The 20,441-nt window shown below is 34.8% G+C and carries 19 protein-coding genes; 4 read left to right on the forward strand and 15 right to left on the reverse strand.

Annotated features, from left to right (window positions below; all coding sequences use genetic code 11):
• Positions 1 to 2: 2 nt before the first annotated feature.
• The 4 genes from HNS38_RS13085 to HNS38_RS13100 form a co-directional block, all read right to left on the reverse strand.
• The gene (locus HNS38_RS13085; RefSeq protein WP_172281618.1) at positions 3 to 986 is read right to left on the reverse strand and encodes a type 2 isopentenyl-diphosphate Delta-isomerase; all 984 of its coding nucleotides are present in this window, start codon (positions 984 to 986) and stop codon (positions 3 to 5) included.
• Positions 987 to 1,136: 150 nt separating this feature from the next.
• Positions 1,137 to 1,670, reverse strand: coding sequence for a DUF4468 domain-containing protein (locus HNS38_RS13090; RefSeq protein WP_172281620.1), 534 nt, complete (start codon positions 1,668 to 1,670; stop codon positions 1,137 to 1,139).
• A gap of 225 nt (positions 1,671 to 1,895) precedes the next feature.
• Positions 1,896 to 3,548 carry a chaperonin GroEL gene (gene groL / locus HNS38_RS13095; RefSeq protein WP_172281622.1) on the reverse strand — a complete coding sequence of 551 codons (1,653 nt, stop codon included), beginning with the start codon at positions 3,546 to 3,548 and terminating at the stop codon, positions 1,896 to 1,898.
• 35 nt (positions 3,549 to 3,583) lie between these two features.
• Positions 3,584 to 3,853 carry a co-chaperone GroES gene (locus tag HNS38_RS13100; protein ID WP_172281625.1) on the reverse strand — a complete coding sequence of 90 codons (270 nt, stop codon included), beginning with the start codon at positions 3,851 to 3,853 and terminating at the stop codon, positions 3,584 to 3,586.
• Between the two features lie 196 nt (positions 3,854 to 4,049).
• Between HNS38_RS13100 and HNS38_RS13105 the strand changes: the two genes are divergently transcribed.
• From HNS38_RS13105 to HNS38_RS13115, 3 genes are all read left to right on the forward strand, one after another.
• On the forward strand, positions 4,050 to 4,394 hold the full coding sequence (locus tag HNS38_RS13105; RefSeq protein ID WP_172281627.1) for an MmcQ/YjbR family DNA-binding protein: 345 nt from the start codon (positions 4,050 to 4,052) through the stop codon (positions 4,392 to 4,394).
• A gap of 263 nt (positions 4,395 to 4,657) precedes the next feature.
• Positions 4,658 to 5,233, forward strand: a complete 576-nt coding sequence (locus HNS38_RS13110; protein ID WP_172281629.1) for an acyltransferase — start codon at positions 4,658 to 4,660, stop codon at positions 5,231 to 5,233.
• Positions 5,234 to 5,292: 59 nt separating this feature from the next.
• The gene (locus HNS38_RS13115) at positions 5,293 to 7,242 is read left to right on the forward strand and encodes a long-chain fatty acid--CoA ligase (RefSeq protein ID WP_172281631.1); all 1,950 of its coding nucleotides are present in this window, start codon (positions 5,293 to 5,295) and stop codon (positions 7,240 to 7,242) included.
• An 83-nt stretch (positions 7,243 to 7,325) separates the two neighbouring features.
• Here the strand turns inward: HNS38_RS13115 and fabD are convergent, their stop codons facing one another.
• The 8 genes from fabD to HNS38_RS13155 all read right to left on the reverse strand — a co-directional run bounded on the left by fabD (position 7,326) and on the right by HNS38_RS13155 (position 13,956).
• Entirely contained in the window at positions 7,326 to 8,213 is an 888-nt protein-coding gene (gene fabD, locus HNS38_RS13120; RefSeq protein ID WP_172281633.1) for an ACP S-malonyltransferase, read from the reverse strand.
• A gap of 144 nt (positions 8,214 to 8,357) precedes the next feature.
• A complete protein-coding gene (locus tag HNS38_RS13125) occupies positions 8,358 to 9,092 on the reverse strand; it encodes a Bax inhibitor-1/YccA family protein (RefSeq protein ID WP_172281635.1) in 735 nt (244 codons plus the stop codon).
• An 86-nt stretch (positions 9,093 to 9,178) separates the two neighbouring features.
• Positions 9,179 to 9,778, reverse strand: coding sequence for a GTP cyclohydrolase I FolE (folE, locus tag HNS38_RS13130; RefSeq protein ID WP_172281637.1), 600 nt, complete (start codon positions 9,776 to 9,778; stop codon positions 9,179 to 9,181).
• Between the two features lie 28 nt (positions 9,779 to 9,806).
• Positions 9,807 to 10,220 (reverse strand): 6-carboxytetrahydropterin synthase, encoded by a 414-nt coding sequence (locus HNS38_RS13135; RefSeq protein ID WP_172281639.1) that lies wholly within the window; start codon positions 10,218 to 10,220, stop codon positions 9,807 to 9,809.
• 69 nt (positions 10,221 to 10,289) lie between these two features.
• The gene (locus HNS38_RS13140; RefSeq protein ID WP_172281641.1) at positions 10,290 to 10,679 is read right to left on the reverse strand and encodes a hypothetical protein; all 390 of its coding nucleotides are present in this window, start codon (positions 10,677 to 10,679) and stop codon (positions 10,290 to 10,292) included.
• Positions 10,680 to 10,683: 4 nt separating this feature from the next.
• Positions 10,684 to 10,896: an AtpZ/AtpI family protein gene (locus HNS38_RS13145; protein ID WP_216663719.1), complete on the reverse strand. Its 213-nt coding sequence runs from the start codon at positions 10,894 to 10,896 to the stop codon at positions 10,684 to 10,686.
• A complete protein-coding gene (locus HNS38_RS13150; RefSeq protein WP_172281645.1) occupies positions 10,871 to 11,239 on the reverse strand; it encodes a polymer-forming cytoskeletal protein in 369 nt (122 codons plus the stop codon). Before HNS38_RS13150 ends, HNS38_RS13145 begins: the two co-directional genes overlap by 26 nt.
• A 50-nt stretch (positions 11,240 to 11,289) precedes the next feature.
• Entirely contained in the window at positions 11,290 to 13,956 is a 2,667-nt protein-coding gene (locus HNS38_RS13155; RefSeq protein ID WP_172346591.1) for a lipopolysaccharide assembly protein LapB, read from the reverse strand.
• Positions 13,957 to 14,200: 244 nt separating this feature from the next.
• Between HNS38_RS13155 and HNS38_RS13160 the strand changes: the two genes are divergently transcribed.
• On the forward strand, positions 14,201 to 15,019 hold the full coding sequence (locus HNS38_RS13160) for a M23 family metallopeptidase (RefSeq protein WP_172281649.1): 819 nt from the start codon (positions 14,201 to 14,203) through the stop codon (positions 15,017 to 15,019).
• Positions 15,020 to 15,081: 62 nt separating this feature from the next.
• Here the strand turns inward: HNS38_RS13160 and HNS38_RS13165 are convergent, their stop codons facing one another.
• From HNS38_RS13165 to rfbB, 3 genes are all read right to left on the reverse strand, one after another.
• The gene (locus HNS38_RS13165; protein WP_172281651.1) at positions 15,082 to 17,067 is read right to left on the reverse strand and encodes an LruC domain-containing protein; all 1,986 of its coding nucleotides are present in this window, start codon (positions 17,065 to 17,067) and stop codon (positions 15,082 to 15,084) included.
• Between the two features lie 74 nt (positions 17,068 to 17,141).
• Entirely contained in the window at positions 17,142 to 19,181 is a 2,040-nt protein-coding gene (locus HNS38_RS13170; protein WP_172281653.1) for an LruC domain-containing protein, read from the reverse strand.
• Positions 19,182 to 19,364: 183 nt separating this feature from the next.
• Positions 19,365 to 20,426 carry a dTDP-glucose 4,6-dehydratase gene (gene rfbB, locus HNS38_RS13175; protein WP_172281654.1) on the reverse strand — a complete coding sequence of 354 codons (1,062 nt, stop codon included), beginning with the start codon at positions 20,424 to 20,426 and terminating at the stop codon, positions 19,365 to 19,367.
• Positions 20,427 to 20,441 lie beyond the last annotated feature (15 nt).

A 20,441-nucleotide genomic window follows, 5' to 3' on the forward strand; every position in this document is an offset into this window, starting at 1 on the left:
AATTATAGTTTGTGTAAAAACTTCTCCGCTATTTGAAGACTTCTCTTCACTAAAGTTACATATTTTTTTAACTCGGAATAATCTTCACGAGCATATTTTAAAAACTGAAATGCCATGCCAATAATAGCAGGTGCAGATAATTGCTGAAGCATGTAATAGCCCCTCAATGGATTCATTCCTCCGCTGACGATCAATTCTTTTTGTTGCACCATATTCATGGGAAGTTCATTTAAAAAACCCACCATATCGGCAGCACTATGTCCCACAGATGCAAAACCACTCATCTGTTCCATCACCATCTCATCGGAACGCATCAACTCAATTAAGCTAAAATTGGTTCCTCCCAAGGCTCCAAATTCTATTCCTGCAATATCAGTTTCCAGCAGCGCATCTAAACTTTTAGGGCCCATTCCTTGTCCAACTTCTTTTACAAAAATCGGGAAATCAATCAACTCTAATAATTCTTGGATAGTTTCTAGAGGAGGCCTTTTATAAATATCACCCTCTGGCTGCATGAGTTCTTGAAGTGGATTGACGTGAAGCATGAGTCCATCTGCTCTGAGTTCAGTGACCAATTCGATGATCTTGTCAACTGCCTTAATGTCCAACAAGTCCTCCACTTGTGCAATTCCTAAATTGGCCATCAATGGTAAATCATTTCCCATGATGTCTCTCACATTAAAATCCTCAAAACGTTCCTTGGATTGTAATAATGGACGGCAAGAGCCCAAGCCCATTCCCATTCCAAACTCTCGACAAGCCTGAGCGAGATTTCTATTAATATCTTGGGCTTCTTTGGTTCCACCTGTCATGCTACTTACCCAAAGTGGCAAACTCAATTCTTTAGCCAAAAACTTCGTCTTCTTCAATTCCTCCAATTGATTAGAGACCAACATGGGTTCATAGTTAAATAATTCTGAGACTTCTTGCTCGAACATCTGAGCTTGATAAGCCAAATTAATATGGTCTTTTTTCCGGGATTCCATAGCATTAGATTAGCTGCAAATATATGGAATTGTGGTGGAGTGGCAAGTATGGTCTTTTGATAAGAGATTCTTAATTCTTCAAGGAATTCAAAAAAAGAAAACCACTCTACTGAATGTAAAGTGGTTTTCAAATATCTTAATAAGAAAATTCTACCATTTCTCTTCCTCATATACTTTTGGTGGCTTCATACCTTCTTTTAGACTTTCTAGCTTTTCTTTGGCAAAAGCATCTAATTGTTGAAGGTTAACTGAGCTAGGTGCTGTTCCTTCTGGTAACCAATTCTCGCAGGGGAATTTTGAAGTTTTCTTCAAAACAAAATTGGTCATCTCGGCACGGTATCGTCCATCTTTAAAACGAATAATCATGTCGTACATCACTTCACCCGCATTTGTGATCGTTCCACTTTCAAGGGCCTGTGTTAGATTAAATCTATGACGGATAACAATTTTTTTATTCACCATATCGCGAGTTGGAGTCACCGATGTAGGATTCTTATATTCCTCATTGATCCACTTTACACAACGTTTGAATAAATCTTTGGCATCCGCATCTTCTTGTACTAGCTCAACGTATCTAATCTGACCCTCCTCATCCAAAGGAATATCTGGAGTAGATAAATCAGTTTGCGCCTTAAGAATAAATGGCGCTATAATGGCTAAAATGATGATTAAATTCTTTTTCATAAACTTTTTTTTTGCATTAATAATTGATGGAAAACTAAAATTTCCCATTTTCAAAAATACACATTAGCATTTTTGAGTTCATCTGAATTCAGAGGACTTTTCAACAGCCTATTTTTTATAAGTGAAACTCTATTTAATCCATAGCCATCATCGTGCCATTATTGTAAAACAAAAAAGTCCTCTGGAAATTTCCAGAGGACTTTTTGAATATAGTATTTTATAGGCTTACATCATTCCGCCCATGCCACCCATTCCACCCATACCACCAGCTGGCATTGGAGGCATAGCATCACCACCTTCTTCTTTGTGCTCAGAAATCACACAAGCAGTAGTTAATAGCATGCTAGAGATAGAAGCAGCATTTTCAAGTGCTACACGAGTAACTTTAGCTGGGTCAATTACACCTGACTCATAAAGGTTTTCGTAAACTTCTGTTCTGGCATTGAAACCATAATCGCCTTTACCGTTTCTTACTTCATTAACAATAACAGAAGACTCTAAACCAGCATTGGCAACGATTTGACGTAATGGCTCTTCAATAGCACGTTTTACTATTTTAATACCAGTTAACTCATCTTCGTTATCGGCTGCTAAATCGTCGAGGCAAGAAATGGCTCTAATGAAAGCGACTCCACCGCCAGGGATAATTCCTTCTTCAATAGCTGCCCTAGTAGCAGCTAAAGCATCTTCGAAACGATCTTTCTTTTCTTTCAATTCCATTTCAGAACCAGCTCCAACGTAGATCACTGCAACACCACCAGCTAATTTAGCTAAACGCTCTTGAAGCTTTTCTTTGTCGTAATCAGAAGTTGTAGACTCAATTTGAGCTTTAATCTGATTTACTCGTGATTCTATTAGAGCTACTTCACCTTTACCGCTTACAATAGTTGTATTGTCTTTGTCGATAACGATTTTATCAGCAGTTCCTAGATTCTCTAAAGTAGCATCCTCTAATTTATATCCTTTTTCTTCAGAAATAACGGTAGCTCCAGTTAAGATAGCAATGTCTTCTAACATTTCTTTTCTACGGTCACCAAAACCTGGAGCTTTAACAGCAGCAATTTTCAATGAACCTCTTAATCTATTCACTACTAAAGTAGCTAATGCTTCGCTTTCTACATCTTCAGCAATAATGATTAATGCTTTTCCAGTTTGAGCGGCTTTTTCTAGAATAGGAAGCAAATCTTTCATATTGCTTACTTTCTTGTCGTAGATTAAGATGAATGGATTCTCATAAACAGCTTCCATTTTCTCAGTATTAGTAACGAAATAAGGAGAAATATATCCTCTATCGAACTGCATACCTTCAACCACATCAACACTAGTTTCGAAACCTTTGGCTTCTTCAATAGTGATTACACCTTCTTTTTTTACTTTAGCCATAGCTGCAGCAATCATTCCACCAATAGCTTTATCGTTATTAGCAGAAATAGTAGCCACTTGCTCTATTTTCTCATTACTATCACCTACAGCAATAGCTTGTGATTTGATATCAGCAACAACAGCAGCAACCGCTTTGTCAATACCTCTTTTTAGATCCATTGGATTGGCACCAGCGGTAACATTCTTTAATCCTGTAGTTACAATTGCTTGAGCGAGAACAGTAGCAGTAGTTGTACCATCACCAGCTAAATCGTTGGTTTTAGAAGCTACTTCTTTCACCATTTGTGCACCCATATTCTCAACAGTGTCAGTCAACTCGATTTCTCTAGCTACTGTAACCCCATCTTTAGTAATGGCTGGTCCACCAAATGATTTGTCAATAATTACATTTCTACCTTTTGGTCCAAGTGTTACTTTAACTGCATTAGCTAATGCATCTACACCTTTCTTTAAAGCTTCTCTTGCTTCGTAATCGAATATAATGTCTTTTGCCATTTTTCTATATTTTTATTTTTGTTATAATCAATGAATTAAATGATAGCCAGAATTTCTGACTGCTCCATGATAAGGTAATTGCTTCCTTCAAGTTCTACTTCAGTACCAGCAAATTTGCCATAAAGTACAGTGTCACCAACTTTTACTAAAAGGTCTTTTCCCTCTTCAGTTTTACCTGTAGCCATCACTTTTCCTCTCGATGGTTTTTCTTTTGCTGTATCTGGAATAATAATTCCACTTGCTGTTTTTGTTTCTGCCGCTAATGGCTCAATTAAAACTCGTTCTCCTAAAGGTTGTATTTTCATGTTTTAAATATTTTAAAATTGATAGTTTGTGCTTATCGAATTTTATGCCAATTGATAAGGAGGTATGTTTTGTCAGGAAGATATGACATGATGACATTGTCTATTTTCTTCAAAAACACAATAATTAGAAACTCTTAAAATGATTACACTGAAATCTATTAATATTTTCCTATTTTCGTAATCGAAATTAAGCATAATGAATATTGAAGAAATAAGAGCCTATTGCCTTTCGAAACCATTTACAACCGAAGGTTTTCCATTTGGAGAAGATACTTTGGTGTTTAAGGTTCATGGTAAAATGTATGCCTTGGCCAACTTAACAAAAGGACATAGCATCAATTTAAAATGTGAGCCAGAAAGAGCAGTTCACCTCAGAGAAATGCATTCAGAAATCATTCCTGGCTATCATATGAACAAAAAACATTGGAACACAATAAATACAGAAGGTTTGCTTTCGGTGGATTTATTGAAAGAATTAATTGACCATAGTTATGATTTAGTTTGGGGGAGTTTGCCTAAGAGGTTAAGAGATAATAGTTAACAACTAACAGTTAAGAGTGAATAGTTAAATGTGAATAATTAAAAGTTTAAATAGATAAAGGACACTGATTTTATCTGGCTACGCAGCTAGACAGGCCTGTCGAAGTGTTCAATGGAGGAGTTAAACAATTAATAGTTTACAGTCAAAACTAAATATTCATTGTGAAGAAAAAGCTCATCAGGCTCCCTTTAGGGTCGGGGCAAAACTGATGAGTTAATAGTAAAGAGCTAATTTAAAAACAAGAAACAAATAAAAAGACATATATGAGTAAAGAATATTTTGCCCACGAGACTGCAGTGATTGATGAAGGCTGCAAAATATCAGAAGGAGTTAAAATTTGGCATTTCAGCCATATTATGAGTAATTGTGAGATTGGAGAAAATTGTAATATTGGCCAAAATGTGGTGATTTCCCCTGAGGTAATCCTTGGGAAGAATGTAAAAATACAGAATAATGTATCTATATATACTGGAGTAATTTGCGAGGATGATGTATTTCTAGGTCCTAGCATGGTTTTTACCAATGTGACCAATCCTAGAAGTGCTGTAAATCGCAGAGGAGAGTATTCCAAGACCATTGTGAAAAAAGGAGCCAGTATTGGAGCTAATGCGACTATCGTTTGTGGACACGATATTGGGGAGTTTGCATTTATTGGTGCCGGTGCAGTGGTGACAAAAACTGTTCCTGCTTATGCATTAGTAGTTGGAAATCCCGCTCGTCATCTGGGTTGGATGAGTGAATTTGGCCATAAGCTTAAATTCGATATGGATGGCTATGCTTTCTGCCCTGAAAGTAATGAGAAATACGAACTCAAAGGCGGGGTGGTTAAAAAACTATAAACTTGAATTATAAATATCTATGGAGATAATCCTCAGATTTCTACACCTACTATCATAAAATGAAAAAAAAGTCTACAAGTATCCATACTATTGTATCACAACTGGAATATGCCGCAGAACACTTTGAATCAAAAACCTATCTTGCTGATAAAGAAGATTCGGGTTGGCTGCCTTTATCATTTTCCGATGTCAAGCTACAATCTAGATATTTAGCCCTTTCGCTACATAGCCAAGGGCTGAAAAAGGGAGAACATTTTTCTATTTTGTCTGAAGGCAGTTCTCGTTGGGTTATTTCTGAATTTTCCCTCCTCTATAATGGGATGGCTTCGGTACCTCTATCCGTAAAACTAATGGATGAAGAACTACCTTTCAGACTGAATCATTCAGAATCTAAAGGGATTTTTATTTCCAAAAACAACTTAGCTAAAGTATTGAATATCTGGAATCAAATTGATAATAAGGACTTCAAGCTGATTTATTTGGATCATGATATTGAATACGCCTATCAATTAGCAGAAAAACAACATATCTCCAAAGATCATATTTGGAGCTATTTTGATTTAATTGAAAAAGGGAAAGAGGATTACTTGAATAATGCTTCAATAATTGACCAGCTATTAAAAAACCTGAGTAGCGAAGATGTGGTTACCGTTTCCTACACTTCTGGAACCACCGGCAATCCGAAGGGTATTATGCTTACCCACAAAAACTATATGGCCAATAGCGCTGAAGGAGTTGAAGTTTTCAAAGCTAATGATCAATTAAAAACATTAATCATATTACCCGTCGATCATTGTTTTGCACATACGGTAGCGATTTTCGGAGCCCTATTCAGCGGAATGTCACTATATTTTCTGGATGCCAGAGGCGGCTCTGTTAATGCGATAAAAAACATCCCCATCAATCTAAATGAAGTAAAACCTAATTTTTTACTCACCGTTCCTGCCCTATCTGGTAATTTAATGAAAAAAATTATTGATGGTATCAGTGATAAAGGCGGGTTCGTTGAGAAATTGTTTCACGCCGGACTTAAAGCTGGATATGAAATTCATGGTGATGGATTTCAAAAAGCAAGTTGGCTTAGTCTTATAAAAAACTGGCCTACCTATTTTCTGGCTAAATCGCTTATATTCTCCAAATTAAGTAAAGTATTTGGAGGGAATTTACAATATATGGTTGGAGGAGGAGCACTCCTCGATATCAAACAGCAACAATTTTTCTATACCATCGGCTTCCCTATTTATCAAGGATATGGCTTAACTGAAGCTACACCTATCATTTCTTCAAACACCCCATTTATTCATAAACTAGGTACGTCAGGAATGGTTTTACCTTCCATTAAATGTAAGATTATGAATGAAAATGGAGAGGAATGCAAAACCGAAGAAAAAGGCGAGATTGTTATTTCTGGTGATAATGTGATGAAAGGATACTTCAAAAATACAGAAGCTAGTGAGGAGTATATAAAAAATGGGTGTTTGTGGACTGGAGATTTAGGCTATATGGATAAAAACGGATTTTTGGTGGTAACCGGCCGAGAAAAAGCTTTATTAATTGCTGAAGATGGAGAAAAATATTCACCCGAAGAAATTGAAGAAGGACTGGTATTTCATGCTCCACTTATTCAACAAGCCATGCTTTATAATAATCAGAAGAGGTTAACGACCTCTATTATTACACTTGAAGAACTAAAAATAAAGAAATTAATCAAAGAGCAGCAGATCACATCGGCATCTGAATTATTGGAAGCTATCCATCAAGAAATTAAGCATTTTAAAAACGACCCTGTTTATAAAGTGAAATTCCCAAGTAAATGGATGCCTTCCTTATTTTATATTGCTCAGGAAGCATTTAGTGAAGATAATAAGCAAGTGAATTCAACCTTAAAAATGGTCCGACACAAAATAGAGGAGGCTTATCAAACTCAAATCGATTTAATGTATTCAAGCACTGGAAATGAAAGCATAAAAAAGGTGAACGAGAAGACGCTAGCTGACATGTACTTTTAGTACTAGCACTCAAATCAAGCTTAAAATAAGAAAAGCACCATTTCGATTGAAATGGTGCTTTTTGTATATAGACTTTATAAATCTTAGTATTCCATTTTTGCAGATTCGCTAGGAAGTTTTCTATCCACTTTCTTGAATAAACCTTGCAAAACAGTTCCTGGGCCTACTTCAGTCACATGGCTTAAACCATCAGCAACCATATTGGTCATGATTTGTGTCCAACGCACAGGACCTGTTAATTGCTTCACTAAATTTTCTTTAATGGTAGCAGGATCGGTTACTTTTTCACCACTTACATTTTGATAGATTGGACAAGTACCTAAAGCAAACGTTGTATTCTCAATAGCTTCTGCTAGTTTCACTCTAGCAGGCTCCATAAATGGCGAGTGGAAAGCACCACCTACTTTTAAAGGCAATGCTCGTTTTGCTCCGGCTTCTTTCATCTTCTCACAAGCCAACTCAATTCCTTTCATGCTACCAGAAATCACCAATTGACCTGGGCAATTAAAATTAGCTGGAACAACAATCTCGTCAAGCTCTTCACATACCTTAGCTACTGCATCATCGTCTAATCCGATAATCGCCGCCATAGTACTTGGTTCTATTTCGCAAGCTTCTTGCATGGCTAAAGCACGTTGATAAACTAATTTTAAACCATCCTCAAAGCTTAAGGTTTTATTAGCCACTAACGCACTAAATTCGCCTAAGCTATGACCCGCAACCATATCTGCTTTAAAGTCTTCTCCTAACTCATTAGCCAAAATCACACTATGTAAGAAAATAGCTGGCTGAGTCACTCTAGTTTGTCTTAAATCCTCATCAGTTCCTTCGAACATTAAATCAGTAATACGGAAACCTAAAATTTCGTTGGCTTGTTCAAATAGTGCCTTAGCACTCTCTGAATTATCGTATAGTTCTTTACCCATTCCAACAAATTGAGCACCTTGGCCCGGAAAAACGTAAGCTTTCATAAATATATAATTTTCAATTATTTCTATTTCAAGAGCAATTATTGCCCATAAAAAACGGGCAAATTTGCCCGTGCAATGATATAAAATATTTTTCAAACCCAAAACAAGTGCCAAGATACTAACTACTAGTTCTTTGTGATTATCTTATTGTTTTCTATCACCTAAAAAGCGTAATAGGAAAAGGAACAAGTTAATGAAATCTAGGTATAAAGTTAATGCTCCCATAATGGCAAGCTTATCAGAATCAGCACCACGATTAGGACCAATGGCCAAACCAATATTCTTCAGTTTCTGCACATCATAAGCTGTTAAACCAGTAAATATCAATACTCCTAATATAGAAATAATATATTCCATAGTTCCACTTTGCATGAAGAAGTTCACGATACTTGCTAATATAATCCCCACCAATCCCATCATTAAGATGGAACCAAATTTAGTCAAATCAGTCTTTGTTGTGTATCCAACCAAAGCCATCAAACCAAAGGTTCCGCTTGTCACAATAAAAGTAGAAAACACCGATGCTGAAGTATAAATTAGAAGTACAAAGCTCAAACTCATTCCCATCAATACACTAAAAACAAGGAATAATAATATCATTGAATTTCGTGACATCCTTTGAAATCGGGAATTCAAATAAAATACAAATCCTAGAGGAGCTAACATAACCACCCACCCAAGGATAGACATTCCTCCGGTTTCGTTAACCATTAGTCCCATTAATGATGGAGAACCTGCAAAAACATAAGCAGTAGCAGCAGTAGCAGCAAGCGCAATAAACATCCAAGCAAAAACACGCGACATAAAAGTCTTTGCTAATGTGGCAGATTCAATATTCTGATCGTAAGTTTGGCCATAGCCATTATTTTGTTGTATCATAGTTTTTAAATTTGAATTGTAACCGAACCATCCATAAAAATAATGCCAGCCTTATTGGCTTTAACAATTATTCAGAATACTTGTCATTATGACAGGTTAGAACTAATCAAGTGAATAAATTCTTCTCTAGTTTCTTTTTTACGGAAAGCTCCAGTAAAATCAGAAGTTGTAGTAACTGAATTTTGTTTTTGCACTCCTCTCATTGCCATACAAAGGTGTTTTGCCTCAATAACCACTGCTACTCCTAGCGGATTCAAAGTATCTTGAAGACAATCTTTAATTTGTGTAGTGAGTCTTTCTTGCACCTGGAGTCGACGAGCAAAAGCCTCAACAACACGAGCAATTTTACTTAAACCTGTTATATATCCATTAGGAATATAAGCCACATGAGCTTTCCCAATAAAAGGAATCATATGATGTTCACACATGGAATATAATTCGATATTCTTCACAATCACCATTTCTTTATAATCCTCTTTAAACATAGCTGATTTGAGGATGTCTTCCGGATTTTGATCATATCCTTGAGTTAAAAACTGCATAGACTTCCCAACTCTTCTCGGGGTTTCTAACAATCCCTCTCTTTCAGGATCTTCTCCTATAAGTTTTAGTATTTCGTGGTAATGGAACTGTAATTTTTCTAGCTTTTCGGGCTGCCAAGTATCTATTCTTTCGTAATCTAACATGATATTCAATTTTATTTATGCTTGTTGACTATTCACCCAAATACTCAACAAAATTATTCTCTGTTTCTTTAATCTTTACTTTATGTAATTGTGCGCCTAAGTTACCAACCTCCTCTGATAATTCTTCCCATACAGACATACATAACACCTCGGTAGAAGTAAACTTACCTTTTAAAAAATCTACCTCCTCATTTAAATTCTTATGATCTAGCTTATTTGTAATCTTTTCTCTGATTAACATTTTCAATTCCGTTAAGTTCACCAAGAAACCTGTTTCTGGATTTACTTTTCCCTTTATGGTTACAAATAGCTCATAATTATGACCATGCCATTTAGGATTAGAACATTTTCCAAACACTTCTGCGTTTTTTTCATCGTTATAATCGGCTCTGAAAAGTCGGTGTGCGGCGTTAAATCTTTCTCTGCGGGTAATATAAATCATTTATTTTTGTTTAATCATTTAATCACAAAGTTAATCAAATAATCGAGATAATACAATTTTAATAATTCTTTATGATTTGGGCTTATTAAGCATTTTCATAATAATAGTTAGTTCAAAACCTGTAAACAAGAAATAATTGATGAAGAATATAATAATAAATGCAACGGCATCGGCTCTATTCAAAAGCACATATACCAATATAACCCCAAGATACAGGAGTATCTTTATTGTGGTCATCATAAGAAATGCGAATACAAATTTCTTTGGATTCCCTTCTGTAGATTTCAACAAATAGCGATGCATAAGGATGGTAAAAGAGAGAAAGAATAGAATCACAAAAGGCCATGAATTGCTTATCCACTTTGGATCTAGCTTTAGGCTAGCCAAGAATTGAAGGGCAGCAATAATGACGGTGAATATAACTAAGTTTTTAATAAACTTTTGAAATGTATCTTTCATGTTATTATTTTAATAAATCTTTGACTGAAATATATATGGCTAAAATCACTGACAATAATGATAAAACCACTGTAAAAACTGGGAATCCCCAATCCAGTAGCTCATCTAGCTTAAATCCACCGAAAGTTCCAAGTAAAATAATGGCTATCATTTGAAAAGCCATATTGGAATATCTGGCATAGGCATTAAACTTATCTTTTTGCTTTTGTTGTTTCATTAGCATTACTCATGTGACATTGCCCTGAGAAAACAGCACCTGCTTCTATTGCTATTCGTGAGGTCACCACATCTCCTTCCATTTTGCTAGTAGTGGCTAAGCTCAATAACTCATCAACCTTAACGCTTCCTTTCACATGACCAGAAACATCAGCATTTTTGCAAATGATATCTCCTTCAACAGAACCATTTTTTCCTATAACAACTTTGCCTTTCGATTGTATGGTTCCTATTAATTTTCCAACTATTCTAAAGTCACCATCTGAGGTGATGTCACCTTTCACAATAGTTCCTGCTCCAATTGTGTTTATTGAATTGGTATCGTAATCGTTATTTTTTGCCATTGGGTTTTCAGTTTGCGTTTAGAAGGTATTTATCTCATCAAGCGAATTTACTATTTTATATATTCTTTTTCAAATAGTTTTAGATATTTCTCAACGTCCTTATCCTGATAAAGTTTTGGATAGTTATCAAGAGAAATGACCATCTTTTTAAACTGGTCTTGTTTAGCATCAGGGAATACATAAGAACTAGTAATAATATCTCTATAATACACCATAGCATCTAAACCATTTGGAAACTGAGATATGGTAATCATATACCACTCTCCATCAAATACAAGGCCACTCACATTTAAATTATCTAAAGAATGTGATTTCTTATTATAATCAGAAATCCTAGTCTTCATGGCATTCATATTCATTTGAGCACTATTAAATATCATAACAAAATGATGAGGAATATCCATTCGTACTTCATACATAGACATGGCCGCATCCATTTGCTCTTGAGCTTCCAATTCCTCCGGGCTTAAAGAGGCATTAGGATCATACAGACCAAGATTTGTCAAAATATTCTCAGCCAAAGGTCTGACTTCACTATTTGGATATTTTTCTATAAGTTTCTCTAAATTCACCGTCATAGAATCCACAATATCAGTTTTTGCCATAGAAATGGCTTTTAGATATAAGAATTTTGGAATAATCTCATGTTCCTCTTGAACTTCTAATGCTTGATCACTATTATAAACGACCATGGTATATTGGCCTTTTTCGTAGGCTTTATATGTTTTTTCGTATAAATCAGTTAAATAATTATGTTTTTTCTGAAGTTCTTTAAAATATTCTGGGTTTAGAATTAATTTAGCATAATCACTCTCTGGATAGCTTTCTATAATGATAGCTTGGTATTCTTCCATTCTCTCTTGATTTCCAATCTCTTTATAAAGCAGATATAATTGAAAATATACTTGAATGCTTAATTCATGTTCTTCCATATTTCTAGAATGAAAATCAGAAAAGGTCAAGATAGCTTCAGGAGATTTTTGTAGACTTTCTTTATAAATAAATCCTGCATTATACAATGCTTCACTTATTTTCTCATCAGAAGCTTCCATTTGCTCAGGAGTTAAAGGAATATTCTGCAAGTAATAATTTCTATCTTTAGGATTAGAACTAGGAGCAACGTAATTTGAATCCGCAATCATCAAACTATCTGCAATAACCTCTTCATCCATCTCATCATCCATTTCAAAATTAGTTTGTTGTTTATTGCTTAAGCGCCAATTATCCTCCAATTTTCTATTTCCCCATTTTGCAAGAAACTCTGAGTACCCCATACTCATAGCCTGAGTATTATAAAAATACCATCCTCCACCTACGGCAACTCCACCACCAGGTCCGTTACGACTTCTGTTTTGAGCACCCATGGCTATGGCTTGCTGACGTAATAATTCTTCTTCCCTTTGTCTTTCTTCTTCCTCTACCACAATTTCAATCAGAGAATCCACTAATGCATTCAATTCCGGTCGTGGCATAGCCGCCAATTTCTGAAGGGAGTCTTCTATTTGAACCACCGTTAGATGGTTGACCAAATCACTAATTATAGCCGTTTGTCTTTTAACGCTTTTATAATTAGGATAATCCTCAGGTAAAAACATCATAGCGGTATCATAATATGCACCACTCATTTGATAATTCTCTCTTTTATAAAATAAATCCGCTGCTGTTAATGAAGAAACTGCTTTTTGAAATTCATTCTCTACTGACTTAGCCACAGACAATCGCAGGTATTCTAGTGCTTGACCAAACTCTTCATCAATAACAGCAACTTCAGCCAATGCATAATATACCTGATCCAAATAATTGATATTTTTAGAATCTTTCAACATCTTCTTCAAACTCTTCACCAAATCTTGACTGTCCGAGGTTTCAGAATCATAGAGTTTCGCCAAATTGATTTTAGCATTGAATGTTGTTTTATAATCAGTATTCTTTTTTAATACTTTTTTAAACAGGTTTGTAGCCTCTTGCTTATTGCCTTGGTCTTGGTATATTTGAGCCAAGATAAATACCATTCTTGTATTGAGATTCTTTTCACGGATGTCAAAAATGGCATCCTTTAAAAATGGGATGGCCAACTCAGGAGATCCTTGCTTGATATATAAATCAGCATAAACAGCATTTACATCATGAGTCACATATCTTTCCATGTCTTCACGACCGATTTTGCTACTTAAAAGTTCTAAATAAGTTTCTGCCTTTTGATAGTTCTCTATCTCCACAAAAGTTTTTGCCAACCAAAGCATCGATTCATATTGTATTTCATCATAATGATATTTTTTTATAATGAAATCGAAAGTCATTCTCGCGCTTTGATATTCGTGTTTTAAGAAATATGCCTTTCCAATAAGGAAATAACTTTCAGGAACCCAACTGCAATATTCCCTATTTTTAAACCACATGGTGTGTCGTTGAGCCACCATGGAGCCTTTTTCTATAGCCCTATCGCTATAAGATGCCATACTGGAGCCCATACTTTCATCACCATAATTATAGACAGGAAGTATCTTATTATAATTATCTTCTGAATTTTCCTCTAATTCAATAGCTCCTTCTTTAAGGCTTTCGTTACCATTCCACCATCCATTATAATGTGCTGAAACATTATGGAAGGCCCTTCTAGTCCATGTATTCTTTTTGGTAGAACATCCTGAAACAATTGTACTTAATAGCACCAGGAGAACCAAAAAACGATAAAATTGTATATGTTGTAGTTTCAAAAACTTTTAATTTTCAATGGTTAAAGATTATTGGCCTAACAGGCTCTATGAATCTAACTTCTTTTTTGCAAAAATATTTTATTTTTATGAAAAAACTATCACCCAAACATATAATAAATATCATTACGCATCTAGTTAAAGTTTATTTCAATTTTTAAGCAATTTTTTTTTCATCTTTGCACCAATGTCAGAAAAGGTAAAAAATAAGAAAAGGTTCACAAAGCTACGACATAAATACCGATTGGTGTTAATTAACGAAGACAGCTTTGAACAGAGGTTAAGTTTTAGATTATCAAGACTTAATGTATACTTCACCATTCTTCTGATTTCATTATTTTGGATAGGAATGATGATTTATTTAATGGCATTCACGAGTTTACGAGAATATATCCCGGGCTATACAGATCCAGGATTACGACAAGAAATTTATCATTTAGAATCTTCTTTGGATTCCTTAGAATATCAATTACACGCTAATCAGATTTATTTAAATAACATTAGGCGTATTTTGAATGGTCAAGATATAGATGAGGAATCACAAAATGATTTGAATGCCATTATTGATGTAAATAATATCGAAAATTATCGTTCAGAGGAAGATAGTTTATTAAGAGCTGAATTAGAAAACTTAGGAAGGTACAACATTTACTACCACGAAACTGAGGAGGTTTATAATGAAGATTTCTCTAAAGGACCTAAAGTATACTTTGCACCCTTATCAGGAGTTATCACCAATCAGTTTGATGCCAATAACTCTCATTTTGGAATAGATATTGTAGCTAAAAGAAACGATGCCATTAAAGCCATAGATAATGGCGTGGTCATACTTGCAGAGTGGACCTTAAATACAGGCTATGTGATTATGATTCAACACTCCGGGAATCTTATTTCGGTCTATAAACATAACTCCTCATTATTGAAGAAAACAGGAGAATATGTAAAAGCTGGTGATTTAATTTCCATAATTGGAAATACTGGTGAACAAAGTAGTGGCCCCCATTTACACTTTGAATTATGGATGGATGGTACTGCAGTTGATCCATTAAGTTTCATCTCCTTTTAATAAAAAAAGGGCATCGAAAACTTCTACACCCTCACTAACATTAATTACTTCAAAAGGATGCTTTAATATACCAAATACTGATCGTTACGATAACCATCTTGGTTTTTATACCAATCGGGATAATCTATTCCACCAGATTCAGCCCAATTGGCAAATTTATTATAGCCATTAATGATGGCTTCTTTTTCTTGCAAATAAATAAAATCATGGATGATATCTATACCCCAAGGAAGATTTGTTGTGTTTTTATAATATCGATTAGTATTTGGGCTACTATCATCATCTGCAGTCCCAAAGTAGTCTGTATTTACAAGAGATGTTGGAGGAAAATCTGCAAAATGGACTTCTCTACCTCTTTCACCATTGATAAAGATAAATGGATTTAAATTACCAAACTGCTCAGGTTGAATAGGATTATTGTAGCTCAGGATAAATACCATCTCACCTGAGTTAACTTGGTCCCAAGCATCATCAAAAGGAATAATAACTGGTTTAGCTTGTCCAACTTCTAATCCTTTAGCATTTAATGTTACTATTCCCTCTGTTAATAATGAAGTAGAAAAACTTTCAATGAGAGACTCCTCCATTCCTAGTTCTATACCAAAACCATTATGAAAAGAACCACCTACATTTTTAATTTGGAGGTGAAATTCTGTTTCCACTATTTCATCGTTACTATTGGCGATATTGATAACTCTATAATTGATGATTAAATCATTAAAATCATAATCACCTTGATAAGGCCATAAGTCTTCAAAAGCATAAGATCCCCAACCGTAAATAGATGGTGTATATACATTATAGGCTTTATCGCCATCATTGGGATATTCATCATAAAAATCAATAATACCATCCCCATCGGAATCCGTTTCTTGCACTTGAGTTTCATCTAAAGGTAAATAAGTTAAATCATTAATGGCAACTATTAAATCTTGATATCGCCACTCCCAACCTCCAGTAATTTGATCCATAACCACTACTCTTCCTTTTCCATTACTTATAGAACCAATCCAGAGCTCACCATTTGAATCAAAAGTCATTGAAGTAGGATTAAATGGTAAATTCTCCGCACTAATTCTAACGGCATCATAAGTATTACCACCAGCAGGATCACACCTGTAAAGTCCAGAATAGGTAGACATAAATAGAACCCCATCTGCATCAAATGCCACATCTCCCCAACCTGAATTATGTAAACCATTTACATAAAAAGTTGAAATGACATTTCCATTTGAAGGGTCAACCGTTTGCACTCTATTAGAGGTGGAAAAATACAACAGTCCGTCTTCTTTTCTATATTCTAATCTTGGGCCACTAAGTCCGGTATAGCCTCTCTCTTCCCAAGATTCATTATCAATATCATAAGCATATAGCTTTCTTGAGGAGCTTCCTATTGTATATAAAACTCTACTCACGGGATCTATAGCACAAGTAACACTCCCTCCTGAGCTCGAAGGTAACTGTCCTATCACCACAAAATCACCAGTAACAGGGTTTAAAGTAAATAAATCAGCTTGAGCATTAACACCATAAATTACATCCACAGGATCTTCATTAGTAGATTTCATGGCTGTACTGGCATAAACAGCTTTATTATTAATTATTGGGACTATTTCACTGGTATAATAGCCTAAATCATTTTTAACTATATAAAGATATTCATAGTAAGATGGAATTGTAATATCGATTTCAAACTGACCTGTTTCACTCATGACAGTAGTAACTACATTATTCAGCTCATCGGTAATCTCCAACATTTCTGTTACCATTTCTCCACCTTCATTTTCATAGCTGACCTCCTCAAATACCACTTCATCGGTATAAAGATAGATGCTGTATTTATTTACTCCTGCTTTTGTTATTTTAAAATCATTGAACGATACCCTTACATCCTTCTTAGTCTCAAAACTAAAATCTTGTGGGATATCCAAATTTAATATTGGCTTATCAGTATTTATAGGCTGTTCCACTTCTTCTAATTTTTTTGTGCATGAAGAAAAGAAAAGCAATAACACTGCTATATTAATGATTAAAATATTGTTTTTCATAGTCTTGAGATCTGAAGGTTAATTAAACCATCAGGCAAAAACTACCTGAAGGTCATTTTTATGTAGCATTATATTTAGTAAACTAAATACTGATCGTTTCTATATCCATCTTGGTCTTTATACCAATCACCATATGATTGTCCACCAGACTCTGCCCAATCGGCAAAGCGGTTATAACCATAAATGATAGGTACTTTTTCTTGTAGGTATATAAAATCATGAATGATATCTATAGCCCAAGGTAAATTTGAAGCATTCTTATAATACCTACCTGTAGCAGCATTACTATCATCGTCTTGCGTTCCGAAAAATTCTGCACTTGCTAATGATGTTGGTGTATGATCAGATAGGTGAACCTCACGACTTCTATCTCCGTTGATAAAGATAAAAGGGTTCTTTGTTCCAAAGTCTTCTGTTTCAATAGGAGTAACATAAGTTATTACTAGTTCTAAATCCTGATCCGATGGATAATTATCCCAAGCATCGTCAAATAGCATCACTACTGGCTTAGCTTGGTTGGTTTCTAAACCTTTGCCATTCAAAGTCACAATTCCAGTAGTTAGACTACTTCCTGTCACATCTTGGATAAGTGATTCTTGCATATCTAATTCAATACCAAAACCATTTCTATAAGATCCTCCAACATTTTTAATTCCAAAGGTCAGCTTTGTTTCTACAATTAAATCAGCAGAATTATAAACATGTGTATAACGATAATTCAATACCAAATCATTGAAGTCATAATCCCCTTCATTTGGCCATAAATCCTCAAAAGCATAGGTTCCCCAACCATAAACAGAAGGTGTATATTGATCATATGCTTTATTGCTATCTTCTGGATATTCGTCATAGAAATCTATAATACCATCACCATCAGTATCAGTATCTGGGATTTGGTTTTCATCCAATGGCATCGTTGCTAAATCATGAATATAATTGTTTTCGAAAGACCATCTTTCTTCAAAACCTCCTGTTACAGTATCCATAATAAATGTTCTGCCTACATATTTATTCAATCCATCATCAAATACATTAGAGGCCCACCATAACTCTTGGTTTTGGTCAAAAGTTAATGAATTTGGATAATTTGGCAAATTATCAGCTGAGATTCTTGAGGTTTGAATGGTATTTCCACTCCCAAAAGCACATTTATATAATCCTGATTCACTAGAAATATACATGGTTCCATTATCAGCAAAACATAAATCGCCTCCATCTAAATCGTGTAGGCCTTGGACTACATAATAAGAAACCATGTGTCCGTTATCAGGATTAATTAATAATACATAATTACTAAAAGAATAATATAGCATACCATCGTTTATATTATATCCTAGTCTTGGGCCTTGATAATAAGTCTTACCTCTTCTATCCCATTCCTGTGTATTTAAATCGTAAGCATATAAATAATAAGGATAGCTGATCCCAATTGTATATAACACCTCATCAATAGGGTCTATAGCACAAGTCCAACTACCACCAGTTTGTGAGGGTAAGCTCGGTAAGATTTCAATTTCTCCAGTAATCGGATTGATTGAATAAAGGTCTCTGGCGCTATTCACAGCATAAAGCATAGCTGTAGGATCTTCTTTAGAGGATTTAAATGACCCAAAATCATCATCTTGAAATGAAATACTCATTTTATTTGAAGTAATTGGTATCAATTGACTTGTATAATGCCCCATATTATTTTTAACCACATATAATGTATCATAATAGGATGGGATGGTAATATTCAAATTAAAATCAGGATCGGATGTAATTTGAGTGGCATTTAGGTTATTAAGCACATCTACTAAAACACCGGATTGGCTGATAGCATCCCCATCATCACCTACAACAGAAGTTGTAAATGATGACCCTGCAGCATTATACAAATAAACTTCGTATTTGATGTCCCCATCCGCCTTACTGGATTTAAAATCGTTTATAACAATTTGAATATCTTGCGAAGTTTCAAAGTTGAATGTTTCTGGAATAACCAAATCATTCATATCAGTAATAGTATCTGATGGGTCTACTGGTGCTGGGGCTGCAGGTTCTAGTTCTTTTGTACAATTGGTCATAAAAGCAAGAATGCCTATTAATCCCAATATCCATTTTAAATTTTTCATAATCTTCCTTTCAATAATTAATGTTCGTTTAATTTTTTTTGTAAATGATAGTATTTCAAGTTCTAATCAAAGATAATAAGTCAGGGTGGTGTGGTCAATACCAGTAACGAATCAAAATAATACACTTACGTATTAAAAGAGCCCTATTTAGGAATCCAACAGCCTAAATAGAGCTCAAAGTACTTATCTCTTAGTATATTGATCATCGTAATACGACTGATAATCGCCAGATGTCACATTATTTAACCAATCTGTATTCTCTAAATACCAATTCACTGTTTTCTCTAAACCCTCCTCAAATTGAAGGCTTGGCTTCCAACCTAGGTCTTTTTGAAGTTTGGAACTATCAATAGCATAACGGAGGTCATGTCCTGCTCTATCTTTTACATAGGTGATGAGCTTTTCACTTTCTCCAACTTCTCTTCCCAACTTTTCATCCATTATTTTACACATGAGTTTAATCAAGTCGATGTTAGTCCACTCATTATGGCCTCCAATATTATAGGTAGTACCAAGTCCTGCATTATGGAAAATGACATCGATGGCACGAGCATGATCCTCCACCCACAACCAATCTCTAATATTTTCGCCTTTTCCATAAACAGGAAGAGGTTTCTTATTTTGAATATTATTGATAAATAATGGAATTAACTTCTCTGGAAACTGAAAACTACCATAGTTGTTTGAGCAATTTGAGATAACAGAAGGCAATCCGAAAGTATCAAAATAAGCTCTTACGAAATGGTCAGAACTAGCTTTTGAAGCGGAATAAGGACTATGTGGATCGTAGGCAGTAGTTTCTTCAAACATTCCAGTTTCTCCAAGAGTACCATAGACTTCATCTGTTGAAACATGATAGAACAACTTTCCTTCATAATTATCTTTCCAGATAAACTTGGCGGCATTTAATAAGTTCACTGTACCAATCACATTCGTCATCACAAACTCAAGAGGATTGCTAATCGAACGATCCACATGAGATTCTGCAGCTAGGTGAATAACATGGGTAAATTGATATTCAACAAATAGTTTCTCTATAGCTTCAGCATCAACAATATCTGCTTTTACAAATTCGTAATTTGGTTTGTTTTCGATATCAGTTAAGTTGGCTAGATTTCCAGCATAAGTTAGTTTATCAAGATTCACTATTTTATATTCAGGGTATTTATTTACAAATAACCTTACCAAATGAGAGCCAATAAATCCAGCACCTCCAGTTATTAAAATATTCTTTTTAAAATTCATTTTGCGTATTTATTA

It is taken from the genome of Lentimicrobium sp. L6 (genome assembly GCF_013166655.1).
Classification (GTDB): domain Bacteria; phylum Bacteroidota; class Bacteroidia; order Bacteroidales; family UBA12170; genus UBA12170.